Source organism: Niallia sp. Marseille-Q9988, assembly GCF_976954375.1.
Genome location: NZ_CDRJSZ010000003.1, coordinates 224,234 through 236,351, shown reverse-complemented (window position 1 = coordinate 236,351; position 12,118 = coordinate 224,234). Strand labels below are relative to the sequence as shown.

The 12,118-nt window shown below is 35.9% G+C and carries 11 protein-coding genes and 1 riboswitch; of the genes, 2 read left to right on the top strand and 9 right to left on the bottom strand.

Annotation, left to right across the window (positions count from 1 at the left end; all coding sequences use genetic code 11):
• Positions 1–7: 7 nt before the first annotated feature.
• From ACWNMZ_RS05325 to ACWNMZ_RS05300, 6 genes are all read right to left on the bottom strand, one after another.
• Complete coding sequence (locus ACWNMZ_RS05325; RefSeq protein ID WP_251628336.1) at positions 8–1,438, bottom strand: sensor histidine kinase; 1,431 nt, start codon at positions 1,436–1,438, stop codon at positions 8–10.
• Positions 1,431–2,417 carry a sugar ABC transporter substrate-binding protein gene (locus ACWNMZ_RS05320; RefSeq protein WP_235250778.1) on the bottom strand — a complete coding sequence of 329 codons (987 nt, stop codon included), beginning with the start codon at positions 2,415–2,417 and terminating at the stop codon, positions 1,431–1,433. Before ACWNMZ_RS05320 ends, ACWNMZ_RS05325 begins: the two co-directional genes overlap by 8 nt.
• Positions 2,418–2,623: 206 nt before the next feature.
• Positions 2,624–3,790, bottom strand: a complete 1,167-nt coding sequence (locus ACWNMZ_RS05315; RefSeq protein ID WP_031536089.1) for a sugar ABC transporter permease — start codon at positions 3,788–3,790, stop codon at positions 2,624–2,626.
• A gap of 16 nt (positions 3,791–3,806) precedes the next feature.
• Positions 3,807–5,327 carry a sugar ABC transporter ATP-binding protein gene (locus ACWNMZ_RS05310; protein WP_031536087.1) on the bottom strand — a complete coding sequence of 507 codons (1,521 nt, stop codon included), beginning with the start codon at positions 5,325–5,327 and terminating at the stop codon, positions 3,807–3,809.
• 132 nt (positions 5,328–5,459) lie between these two features.
• Positions 5,460–6,569, bottom strand: a complete 1,110-nt coding sequence (locus tag ACWNMZ_RS05305) for a sugar ABC transporter substrate-binding protein (RefSeq protein ID WP_031536084.1) — start codon at positions 6,567–6,569, stop codon at positions 5,460–5,462.
• 280 nt (positions 6,570–6,849) lie between these two features.
• On the bottom strand, positions 6,850–7,830 hold the full coding sequence (locus tag ACWNMZ_RS05300; protein ID WP_031536082.1) for a sensor domain-containing diguanylate cyclase: 981 nt from the start codon (positions 7,828–7,830) through the stop codon (positions 6,850–6,852).
• Between the two features lie 107 nt (positions 7,831–7,937).
• A riboswitch (cyclic di-GMP riboswitch) is annotated at positions 7,938–8,023 on the bottom strand.
• Positions 8,024–8,279: 256 nt separating this feature from the next.
• Between ACWNMZ_RS05300 and ACWNMZ_RS05295 the strand changes: the two genes are divergently transcribed.
• The gene (locus tag ACWNMZ_RS05295; protein WP_251628335.1) at positions 8,280–8,816 is read left to right on the top strand and encodes a CueP family metal-binding protein; all 537 of its coding nucleotides are present in this window, start codon (positions 8,280–8,282) and stop codon (positions 8,814–8,816) included.
• 48 nt (positions 8,817–8,864) lie between these two features.
• Here the strand turns inward: ACWNMZ_RS05295 and ACWNMZ_RS05290 are convergent, their stop codons facing one another.
• The 3 genes from ACWNMZ_RS05290 to ACWNMZ_RS05280 are packed head-to-tail and all read right to left on the bottom strand — an operon-like array spanning position 8,865 to position 11,762.
• Entirely contained in the window at positions 8,865–9,689 is an 825-nt protein-coding gene (locus ACWNMZ_RS05290; protein ID WP_251628334.1) for a GNAT family N-acetyltransferase, read from the bottom strand.
• A gap of 14 nt (positions 9,690–9,703) precedes the next feature.
• Positions 9,704–10,774, bottom strand: coding sequence for a UvrB/UvrC motif-containing protein (locus ACWNMZ_RS05285; protein ID WP_031536076.1), 1,071 nt, complete (start codon positions 10,772–10,774; stop codon positions 9,704–9,706).
• Between the two features lie 22 nt (positions 10,775–10,796).
• Positions 10,797–11,762 (bottom strand): S66 family peptidase, encoded by a 966-nt coding sequence (locus tag ACWNMZ_RS05280; RefSeq protein ID WP_031536074.1) that lies wholly within the window; start codon positions 11,760–11,762, stop codon positions 10,797–10,799.
• Positions 11,763–11,886: 124 nt separating this feature from the next.
• On the opposite strand from ACWNMZ_RS05280, the gene ACWNMZ_RS05275 reads away from it, so the two are divergent.
• Positions 11,887–12,099: a DUF5316 family protein gene (locus ACWNMZ_RS05275; protein WP_031536072.1), complete on the top strand. Its 213-nt coding sequence runs from the start codon at positions 11,887–11,889 to the stop codon at positions 12,097–12,099.
• Positions 12,100–12,118: the final 19 nt, after the last annotated feature.

Genomic DNA, 12,118 nt, shown 5'->3' with positions numbered 1-12,118 from the left:
CCACACCCTATTTTTTAATTTGAATGATCACCTTAGTTCCTGAGCCAATCTCACTCTTAATCGTTATGACATCTTCCTCGCCGTAAAACAGTCGTAATCTTTTTACTACATTGCTAAATCCTATTCCAATGCCTTTTGATTTATTTTCAACTAGCTGTGAATCCTCTGTAAGTAATAGGTTTATTTTATCCTTATGTATTCCAATCCCATCATCTTCAATTTCGATTAGGACTGTATCCTTCTCATCGATTACTCTTGCCCAAATCGTTCCACCATCCTCATTTGGTTCCACTGCATGAATAACTGCATTTTCAATAATTGGCTGTAAAGTTAACGACGGAATTTTCCAATCTAGACAGCATTCATCTATCTCCATAAAAAATCGTAATCTATCTGTGAATCTTGCTTTTTGTATATCCATATATTGCCTTACCACCATTATTTCCTCTCGCAGTGTCACCGACCGATCTAATTGCTTTAAATTGTAGCGCAGAATTCCTGCTACACTAACTAATAAATCACTTGTTTCTTCTGAACCTTCTAAATAAGCCTTTTTAGATATCGTATTTAAGGTGTTAAACAGAAAATGGGGACTGATTTGACTCTGTAAACTTTTAAATTGACTTTCTTGCAGTAATAGTTTGCTCTGCTGTAATTCATGTTCTAACTGTGCCTTATGTTTTATTTCTGAAATTAGCATATTAATGTTCTTTCTCATTCGATCAAAGGTTCTCGCTAGAAAGGCAATCTCATCTTTTGTTTCTACTTTCACCTGCAAATCAAATCGGCCCTTAGACAATTCGTTTGCTGCCTGGGTTAGCTTAAATATTGGTCTAGTAATAGTTAGAGAAAACCAATATGTTACCAAAAACAATACACACATGATTAATAATAAAAGGAAGATTCCTAATTTCATTACTTCACCTGACTGTTTAATAATACCTCTATAAAAACGGTCATAGGTCTTTAGCTCTGTATCTACTAAAGATAAAGACATCTCTGAAATATATGTTGATATGCTTGTTACTTCAGAAAATTCCTGAGCTGCCGCTTCACTGTCATTTTCTGATAAAAATAGCAGAAGTCGATTGGTTGTTTCAATAAAACTATCCATTAAATGAACATAGTTTGTTAAGGTAAAATTGTTTTCTTCATTTCTTAGTGTAATAACACCTTGCTTTGCTTCTTCCATTCTCTTCTTACTTTGGTTAAGCTGAGACATATTTTCTTCAGATGGTTTTATCATGTAGTTATTTATATCAGTAATGACATTCTGGCTACTAGTGGTAACTTCGTTTAGTTTTAAATAACGCTGCAAAATCTCATTATACTGTTGTTGCGTCTTGTGATTATAGTAAGTAAGCGCAATCCATATAACAGACATGATAATCAAGACAATGGTTGTGAGCAGAAGAATTTTTTTCTGAATACTATTCATTTGTATTTTCCGCCTTTTGTATCTTTATATCTGTAAGATAGCCATTTTTATCTAACGGAACTTTTTCACCGTTCAGCCATTCCATCATTAACTGGACACTCTGTTCTCCCATTGCTTCAGGAGTTTGCTCTACCATGGCATCTAAGGTTCCCTCTTCTAATAGGGAGATGGATTCCGGTCCATCATCAAAGGAATATATATAATAAGGATCTATTTGGTAACGCTTACTAATTTCTTTAACCAAAGTTCCCAAAACATTTGCATTAATAGCAATGAACGCATTCGTATCAGGTTCCTTATTTAAAATATCCTGTGTTGTCACAACTACTTGCTCTTTCGTTGTATCAATTGTTTTTGCATACACAACATTAATATCTTTATATTGTTTAAGTATCTCCTCTATGCCTTTCAATCGTTGTTTTTGAAAATATTCCTCCTGGGATTCAAGCATGAGAACAACCTTCCCCTTTGATCCCATATCCCTTACTAGTTGCTCTGCAATCATTTTTCCAGCTGAAAATTGATCGGACCCTACATAAGTTCTTCGCAAACTGTCAGCTATCGGAACATCATTGGCAACAGTAATGATAGGAACTCCATAAAAGGAGGCTTTTATTTTTGTCAAATTCTTAAACTCATCCGTATCTAACCCCTGAACAATAATTCCATCTACTTTCGATTGAATCGCTATTTCGACGTTTTTCAGAAAATCTTCCTGATTATGGCTATAGCTCCCCCAAACTTCAAGACTAACTTCTTCAATTTCCGCCTGCTTCTTCGCACCCTTTGCTACTTTATCCCAAAAAGGAGTATCTCTTTCCTGAGTGATTAAGACAAGACGCTGCTGATCTTGATTGTTCATCCTATCATCAGAGGGGAATTGCCAATCCGCACGAAAAACATTTTTTGCTGCATCAAATGTAAAATAACAAAGAATTAGGATGACCGTTAAAAATATAACCATAATTGTTTTTCGCAAAAGATCAGTCTCCTTCCATTAATTGTATCCCACAAACTCATCATAGCATCCTTTGTAGATTGTTCAATAGTTATCTTTTCTGGGAAAAGTAATATCATTTATCTAGTGGGAAATAACAGCAAAAAAGGGATTAGTGAAAAACGTGGCATAGGCTTGTCCTAGTGAAAAAGCGGAAAAGAGGAGAGACCGCTGTCTCTCCTTCTAGTTTATTTTGACTTTCTCGTCATTACATCAAATATAACCGCACCTGCTAAAACTCCGCCTCTAATCATATATTGATAAGATATTCCAACACCTAGTAAGTTCATCCCACTTGAAAGTGATGCCATAACGATTGCACCAATAATAGCACCTGTTACTTTTCCAACTCCTCCAGCAGCTGAAACTCCCCCTACATAGGCTGCAGCGATGGCATCTAATTCGAATAGAGTTCCGGCTGTTGTGGTTGCTGATTGAAGACGAGCCGTGAATAAAATACCGGATAATGCTGCCATCATTCCCATGGATCCAAAAACAATATAAGTAATTTTTTTGACATTAATCCCACTAAGGTGAGCAGCTTCTGGATTGCTTCCGACTGCATAAATATGTCTTCCAAGTACTGTTTTCGTAGTCAAGAAATGATACACAAAAACAACTGCAAGCATTACAATAACGGTCCAAGAGAATCCATTATATCCAGCAAGAATCCATGTAATATAAGCAATAATGATTGAAACAAATGCTAATTTTAAAATAAACATCGGTTTAGACAATACATCGAATTGATAGTTTAATTTGTTCCTTCTATTTGTTATTTCGCTATAAATATAGAGCAGAATCCCTATTAACCCTACCAATAAGGATAAAAAATGCAGTCCATTTACTTCAAACATGGATGGAATATATCCATTGCCAATTGCATTAAATGCATCATTTTGAATAATAATAGTTCCTGTTTTTTCCGTTACTTGCAATAAAGCCCCCCGAAAAATCAGCATTCCTGCTAAAGTAGCCACAAAGGATGGTATGCCTACTTGTGCTACTAACAGCCCATTAAATAATCCTACTACAATTCCTAGAATGAGAATGATGGGGATGGAAATATATACAGATACGCCTGCCTGTGTCAGTAGGATTGCGGCAATCGCCCCGAGAAATCCCGCAACATATCCAACAGATAAATCGATATGACGAATAACTATAATCAATGTCATCGCAACTGCAAGCACGGCTATATATCCTGCTGAGTCTAGTAAATTACTTATATTTCGCGAAGAGATAAATAGTCCGTCTGTCATAATCGTAAACGTAAGAATAATAACAAACAAAGCGATATACATTCCATAATCACGAATATTCGCTCGAATAAGTGCTTTTGCTTCTTGATACATAATCCTTCCACCCTCCCTATTGTGTTGCCAGTTGCATAATGTTTTCTTGATTCGCTTCTTCTATAGACAATTCACCTTTTAATTCTGTTTGCGCCATGACATACACTCGGTCGCTCATGCCAAGCACCTCTCCTAGCTCAGAAGAAATCATGATGATGCTTAATCCTTCTTCAATCAGCTTATTCATAACAGTATAAATTTCAAATTTAGCACCAACATCAATGCCACGGGTTGGTTCATCTAAGATTAATAGTTTTGGGGCAACAAAGAGCCACTTTCCAAGTGAGACTTTCTGCTGATTTCCTCCACTTAAATTACCTGCGAACTGTTCAAGTGATGAAGCTTTTATATGAAGCGACTTTTTATAGGAGTCAGCAACCTTAATTTCCTCATTTTCATTAATGACTCCTTTTTGCGCAATTCCTTTCAAATTAGCAGCGGAGATATTACTCTTAATATCTTGCAGCAAGAATAATCCGTCTCCTTTACGATCTTCTGTTACATACGCTATTCCCGCTTGAATAGCATCACTCGTATGTTTAAATTTTTGCGGTTCCCCATTCAAATACATTTGACCCTGAATCTTATACGATTTTGCATTTCCAAATATACTTAATGCAAGCTCCGTTCGTCCTGACCCCATTAAGCCTGCTATCCCAACTATTTCCCCTTTTTTCACATGGAGGTTAATATTCTTTACCACATCTCTCCCTAATTGAGGATCAAAGGCACTCCAATTTTTCAGCTCTAAAATAGGGGTTCCTTTTTCTTTCTTATTTCGTTTTGGATAAATATCCTCTATTTCTCGACCAACCATGTTTTTAATAATAAAATTCTCTGTAATTTCTCCTTTAGCAGCTTCTAGGGTACAAATTGTTTGGCCATCTCGAAGGACAGTCGCTTTATCTGCTATCGAGATAACTTCCTTTAGCTTGTGGGAAATCATAATACAAGTAATCCCCTGATGCTTTAGTTCCTTTAACAAGCGAAGAAGATTTTCACTATCATCTTCATTTAATGCAGCTGTCGGTTCATCTAAGATAAGAAGCTTTACATCTTTACTTAATGCCTTGGCAATTTCAATTAGCTGTCTTTTCCCGACACTTAAATCTTTTACAAGTGTGTCTGGAGCAACATCCAGTTTTACTTTTTCTAGTAATTTCTTTGACTCTACAATCGTTTGGTTCCAATTGATTACTCCACCTTGCTTCACTTCATTGCCAGCGAAAATATTTTCATACACTGATAAATCAGGAAATAAAGCAAGCTCTTGATAAATAATGACAATCCCTGTTTTCACACTGTCACTAATTTTATGAAACTGTTGAATTTCATCTTCAAAGACAATATCCCCCTCATACGTTCCATATGGATGGACTCCACTCAACACTTTCATCAAAGTCGATTTACCAGCTCCATTTTCTCCTATTAAACAATGAATCTCTCCTTTATTAACCTTGAAATTCACATTGCTTAACGCCTTAACTCCTGTAAATTCTTTTGTGATCCCATTCATTTCAAGAATATATTCACTCATTTTCTTCCTCCTTTAAAAGCTGACAAGGGAATGGATGAAAGGGCCGACCTCCCTTGATATATCAATCACCAAAAGCAATCGATATAGCCAATGGAGGCCGAACATTTTTTTTTGGAAGTCCCTTCTATAAAATTACTTTAATCCTGTAAATTCACTTGCTTCATAATAGCCTGAGTCAATTAATTCTGTTTGGACATTATCTTGATCTACAACAATGACATTTGTTTGCTTCGCACTTACTTCAATCGCTCCATTATCATAAGAACCTGTAGTTTCTGGTGATTTTCCATCTAAGATATCAACAGCAATCCCCATTGCGTCCGTTACTAAGGTACGAACATCTTTAAATACGGTCATGGATTGCTTTCCATCAATCACATATTGAATAGATGCCTTTTCTGCATCTTGTCCTGTCACGGTATAACTAGAAATATCTCCATCAGAAGCGAAAACATCAGCAATTGCGCGGGCAGTTCCATCATTAGGCGCTAAGACAGCAACATCGCCCTTCATGTCTGTTCCTACCGCTGTTAAATGAGTTTGTGCTTTATTTTTCGCTTCGTTTGGATCCCAGTTTGTTGTAACCTGGCCTAAGATTTTACTCATTTCATCACGACTAAGCTCTTGCTTATCTTTTAACTTTTCTGCTTCACTTGAGTTAGCAATTTTGAATGTTCCATCCGCAATTTTTGGTTGAAGTACATTCCATGCTCCCTCAAAGAATAAAAAGGCATTGTTATCTGATGCAGCTCCTGCATATAGATACAAAGGGACATCCTTTCCTTCTGAATGCTCAATCAAATATTGCCCTTGTGCAGCACCAACTGCCACACTATCAAAAGTGACATAGTAATCAACTGCATCAGTATCTGTAACCAAACGGTCGTATGAAATAACTTTAATGCCATCTTTTTTAGCAGCCTCAACAGCTGCCGCTGCTGCCGCTCCATCTTGTGGAGTTATAATAAGTACTTCAATTCCTTTATTAATTAACGTTTCCACATTTTCCTTTTCCTTCGCAGAAGAACCTTGGCTGAATAAAATTTCAGTCGTATATTCAGAGTCTTTTAAGGCATCTTTAAAACGCTGTTCATCCTGTACCCAGCGTGGCTCATCTTTCGTTGGCAAGACAATTCCCACACTAATTTTATTGCTGCTTCCACCTGTGCTGTTGCAAGCTCCCATCAGAGCAGCAATTAGCACTACTACAAGTAATAAGGATATGGATTTCCATCTTTTCATTGATTTTTTCCCCCTTTGAATTTGGTTCTTTCCTTTCTTTACAGTTAAAATTGTATGAGAAAAAACGCCTTTTTGTAAGCGTTAACAATAGTACTCTTTTAATATCATCTGTATTTTTTTAATATAGGGGTGGTAAAAGGATTTTATTTGGCTTAGCAATGCTTGAGGGTAAGGATATTTCAAAAGTGGAGCACTTCATCTTTTATAGTGGTAAAAAAAATAGCCCTCATTCGACTAATGAAGGCCGTTCTTTCAACCAATATACTAGCTATCCAACCAGTTACTTTACAATCACTCTATTTCCGTAAGGTATGGTATTTTTCTTTTTCTTCATTTTATTTTGGTACATATTATCATCTGCTTCTGTAAATAACGCAGTCATTTTTCCAAGGGAGCTTGAAACAAATGCATAGCCTATAGACATTTTTACAGTAGTATCCGTATCCCTTTCCTCATCGCCGCTTAATTCCATGGACATACGTTTGTACAACTCTTCTATTTCTTCCTTTCCCATTCCTTGTATTAGTAGGACAAACTCGTCCCCACCGATCCTTGAGACCGTTATATACGGGGAAGAAAAAGTGTTTAGTATTTTTCCAGCTTCTTTGATTAGATCGTCACCTTGTTTATGCCCATATTTATCATTTACCTGCTTTAGTTCGTCTAAATCACATAAAATAATAGCGATTGCCTCATCTATTTTTGTATCAAATTCTTCCATCTTTTGTTCAAAATAAAATCGATTATGTACCTCTGTCAGTGCATCATGAATCAGTTGATACTCTAAATTTTGTCGCAGTCGCACTTTCTCATCAATATTGCGAATAATTCCATGTATAGCTACTAGATTCCCTAGTTCATAAATAGGGGTGGCATATTCCTCAAACCACTTATAATTACCGTCTACACATCTCATACGTTGGATCAATGGCTCACTATAATCTATCTTTCCAATGAGTTTTTTGTACATAATATGATAATCATCTGGATGGATTAATTCTAAAGGAGCATGGGGATTTCGATAGAATTCCTTAACCATTCCCTCTCCTAAAATATAATCGGTGGATGGACTAATATACGAATGTCTCATTTGCGGTCTTACTTCATATCTGTAAACAATATCCTTCGAGCTTTCCACTAAGCGAAACATAATATCTTCCCTTTCCATTTTCACTTTCCAGCTATTATGTTTTCGTTTGGCATTTACCTTCCAAAAGAAAATACCAAATATTATCCCGCAAAAAAAATAGAAAATCCCCATCTTCATCCTCACCTTAAATTTGTGAGACTATCATCGGCATATTACAACGATCTAAATACAGAAAAAAACTAATCTTCTTCCGATTAGCCTTCCGTTTATAAAGATAAATCGGTAACTGGCTGACTTAATCTCCAAGATCTTAGTCCCTATAGCTTTGCGTCTTCACCTTTCGATGAATTTGCCTTTAACACCTTAATATATTTAATGAATTATTGCATTACATTTTTTCCTTTTTCTAGCTTCTATTACAAATTTTATAGGAAAATAGTCAGATGCACAAGAGATAGGAAGGACTTTTTTCACATTTTCTTACATAACTAGCAAAAATATCACTTCCTATTTAATTTGAAAAATTCACAAAATCTCCATTTCTCTTTCCTCTTTTTTGCGGTTTAGTTTGATATCTTAATAAATAAGCAATCAAACTAAAAAGGGAGAATGCGATTAAGATGAAAAAAAATAAACTTATCATCCCAATATTCATTACAATAGTATTTGCCATAACTATCTATTTATTAATCAATCAAAATAATCGCTATGAAAAAATGGAAAGTGGAGATGTTAAACAACTCGTCCATGATTATAGTACTGGCAAAATATCAGCCGTTTCTGCTTCGATTAGCTCCGATACACTAACAGTAAGCACGCCTGAAAACGAGGAACTTATCTATCAGTTGCCTAAAGGTGAATTTTTCGTATCATTTGCTCCTTACTTAATTGATACACACCCTTGCGCAATCCATAATCTAGCAGGTTGCCGCGGAGAATTGGCTTATAAGGAATTTGCTGTATATATTGAAGATCAAGATGGAAAGGTTTATGTGGATGAACAGATAACATCCCAAGCAAATGGTTTTATCGATGTATGGCTTCCTCGCAACAAGGATTTTAAAATGACTATCTCTTATAATGGCAAGACAGCTAAGACCGAATTTGCTACTTTTAAAGATGATAACACTTGTATTACTACCCTTCCTTTAACCTAACATGCTAAGTAGGTACCTATTTTCTAGGTTACCTACTTTTTTTGACAGTTACTTAATTTCGTAATAATCCTGAGAATGATAGCTTCGAAATCCACAAGACTCGTAAAGCTTAAGCGCACGAGCATTTTTGGCTTCTACTTCTAAAAAAATCGGCAAGCCTTTTTGCTCTTCTTGTTTTACTACTTTCGATAATGCCCTTCTGCCAATTCCTTGCCCGCGGAACTCTGGAAATACCACAAAACCATAAATCCATGCTTCTCCATTCATTTCAGAAACTCTGATTTTCCCTGCTATTTTTCCATCCACCTCAATAATCATACGGTGATCATCATCCAGTTCCCTTATTGTTTCTACATATGCTCTGACATCCTCTTCCACCATTCCAAATCCTAGGGCATCAAGCTGGATTTCTACTTCTTTGTCATGAACATAATCATAGGGTCTTAACTTAATCGCTGTGTCCTCGATTATGTTTGCCTTCTGCCATTTCATTTGATGCTCCGAAAAGGTATAGGAACAAGGAATTTTCTCTAAAAATGCTTTCGCACTCTGGGATGTAGCAGGAGCATTCAATAATATGCTCGTCGCCCCTCTCCTTCTTGCCTCCTCTAGACCTTCCGCCAGTAATGCTGTAAAAATCCCTTTTCTTCGATACTGTGGATGAACCATGCCACAAAACTCTACTTTTCTTCCAAAATAGTAGCTTCCTAAAAATCCAACTAGTTTGCCGTCTTCATTATGGAAAAAGTCCTCTTTATTTTCTCCATTTCGGTTTTCTAGCATATCGAAGTTAAGCTTTAACTCATATCCTTCCTCTTGCTCACAAATTTCTTTAAGTGATTTTATTTCTGCAATTTGCTCTTTTGACAGCATATTTATTTTCTCCTCTAATTTTGGATAGGAATCGGAAGGATTCTCCTAAGAACATCTTCCAAATAATCACATTCAGTGCTACTTACTCGATCATCCTCTATAACAGTATACGTACAATTGTCGCTGTTTAAATATTTATAAATAATATACGCTTCATCTATTTCCTCTTTTCCCAAAGCACTGATATGTTGGTTGGGTACAGAAAGGGATTCTATCCTTCTCTTCACTTCTTGAATATCTACCTGATTGACTTCATATATTTGTTGATAAATAATTTTATTTCGTCTAATAAGAAAAAGCTTTATTCGATAGTCAGCTAAGGATTCTACTGCCATTATTAGATGATTATCCACCATAAAACTTACTACTGATTCTGTTTGCAAAATCGTATTTATTTTCGTAATCGTATCTCTAATTTCTGCTGCCTTCTCAAACTCAACATTACTGGAGGCTTCAATCATTTTTGTGGACATCTCTTCTAGTACACCATTATCCTTTTTATTAAATAAAGCGATAAGCCGATGAATAATTTGTTGGTGAGCTTCTTTGGCTATTGGATCAAAACAAATCCCCATACACTTTCCGATGGAATAATTCAAGCACGGACTTTGACTCCACTTCTCTTGGGAGCAATTTATTTTATAAAATGCTTTTATTCCATTTATCACATTTTCTACTGTTCCTTTACTAGTGAAGGGACCAAAGTAATAATGAACATCGTCCTTATCTAACTCATTGGCGATCTCCATATGATAGTTTCCCTTCTGCCATCGAAAAACGATGTAGTTATAAGCCTTTGTTGTTTTCATCATTCTATTGTACATAGGTTGAATTTCCTTTATTAACTTACATTCCAGCATCAATGCCTCAAATTCCGTATCTGTTAGGATAAAGTCGAAATCCTTTATATGCTTTACAAGCTTCTCCCATTTGCCAAACCGATTTTTCGAATGCTGGAAATAGGAAGAAACTCTATTTTTTAATTTTTTTGATTTGCCAACATAAATGATGTGACCAGAGGAGTCTTTCATCAAATACACCCCTGGAGATGTTGGCAGATTTTTTATTTTTTCTTTAAGCTCCAAGTCGATTCCTCCTCTGGATTGTTTAAAAAGTAGTCATCTTTATTCCATGTGTCATCGTATCAATCTCTACTTCTCCTCCAATTGGAAAAGTAAAGAATGGTTGAATATGTCCAAAATCAACATTATAGAGAACAGGGATTTTTTTCAAAAGAGGATGTTTATCCAGAATAAATAGAAGCTGCTCCTCTGACATCTTAGAAGCTTTTTGAAATCTCCCAATTACTAGCGCTTTTATGGAGCCAGCAGTCTGTAATAAAGAAGTTAAGTCTCTTGCAAACGTTTCTGGAATGGTTAATTCATCATCTTCTACAAACAGAAGGCTGTCTTTCAGATTTGGCATATATTCTGTTCCCTGCAGTAAATTTAAGGTACATAGATTACCGCCAAACACTTGCCCTTTTGCCCTACCCTCTTGGTATACTTCCCAGCCACCAGGTTCATAGTTACGATTTTCTTGATCCAAATACCATGCATCATCTGTCCATACATCAGAAGGCTCAACCATAAATTTCTGTGATTCCATCAAGCATTTCTGGAAATATTCCGTTTGGTATTCCTGTAACTTATCCATTTGAAAGCTAGAAAAGTGCGGTCCTGAATATGTAATAAAATCAGCCTTTGTTGTGATGGCTGTTGCTAAAGCAGTAATATCACTATACCCACAAAGTATCTTTGGATTGTTTTTTATTAATTCATAATCCAAATAAGGCAATAGCTCATTACTGTTAAATCCACCAATTACAGTTAAAATCCCTTTCACCTTTTTATCCCGAAAAGCATCATGAATATCTTCTATTCGATGTTCTATTGTCGTGGAAAACTGTAAGTCGGATTCAAAAATATACTTACCAAACGTAACAACAAATCCAAAATCCTCTAATCTTTTCTTTGCTTGCACAATTCCCTCTTCCGATAAAATTTTTGCACTTCGACTAGGAGCGATTACTCTAATTTCATCCCCCTTTTGTAGCTTAACAGGTACTCTCATGCCTATTCCTCCTCTTTCTTTTTATTAAAACACAAATAATCTTATATTTCTGTAACTTTTAGGGAGGACAAAACGTATATTTTACAAAAGAAAAAGGTGCTTCATTGGAAAAGGAGGAATAACTATGTTTACATTTTTTTTAGTCATTGGGATTATCGCGATTTTTATCGCTGTAACTATGGTAGGCGCATGGCCCGATGGACGGCAACATAGAAACCATTATTTCACAGAAACAAAAGAAGATCGCGCATTAAACACAAAGATTTCCATAGTAGTTGGTTTGATTGGGATTGTGTCATTAGCAATAGCTACAGCAATTTATTATTTTGTAAATTGAGTGGGACAAGGAACCCGGC

What these genes read in the sequence shown, in the direction of transcription:
- ACWNMZ_RS05325 (WP_251628336.1), bottom strand. Translation starts at nt 1,438, where the DNA reads ATGAATAGTATTCAGAAAAAAATTCTTCTGCTCACAACCATTGTCTTG.
- ACWNMZ_RS05315 (WP_031536089.1), bottom strand. Translation starts at nt 3,790, where the DNA reads ATGTATCAAGAAGCAAAAGCACTTATTCGAGCGAATATTCGTGATTAT.
- ACWNMZ_RS05310 (WP_031536087.1), bottom strand. Translation starts at nt 5,327, where the DNA reads ATGAGTGAATATATTCTTGAAATGAATGGGATCACAAAAGAATTTACA.
- ACWNMZ_RS05305 (WP_031536084.1), bottom strand. Translation starts at nt 6,569, where the DNA reads ATGAAAAGATGGAAATCCATATCCTTATTACTTGTAGTAGTGCTAATT.
- ACWNMZ_RS05300 (WP_031536082.1), bottom strand. Translation starts at nt 7,830, where the DNA reads ATGGGGATTTTCTATTTTTTTTGCGGGATAATATTTGGTATTTTCTTT.
- ACWNMZ_RS05295 (WP_251628335.1), top strand. Translation starts at nt 8,280, where the DNA reads ATGAAAAAAAATAAACTTATCATCCCAATATTCATTACAATAGTATTT.
- ACWNMZ_RS05290 (WP_251628334.1), bottom strand. Translation starts at nt 9,689, where the DNA reads ATGCTGTCAAAAGAGCAAATTGCAGAAATAAAATCACTTAAAGAAATT.
- ACWNMZ_RS05280 (WP_031536074.1), bottom strand. Translation starts at nt 11,762, where the DNA reads ATGAGAGTACCTGTTAAGCTACAAAAGGGGGATGAAATTAGAGTAATC.
- ACWNMZ_RS05275 (WP_031536072.1), top strand. Translation starts at nt 11,887, where the DNA reads ATGTTTACATTTTTTTTAGTCATTGGGATTATCGCGATTTTTATCGCT.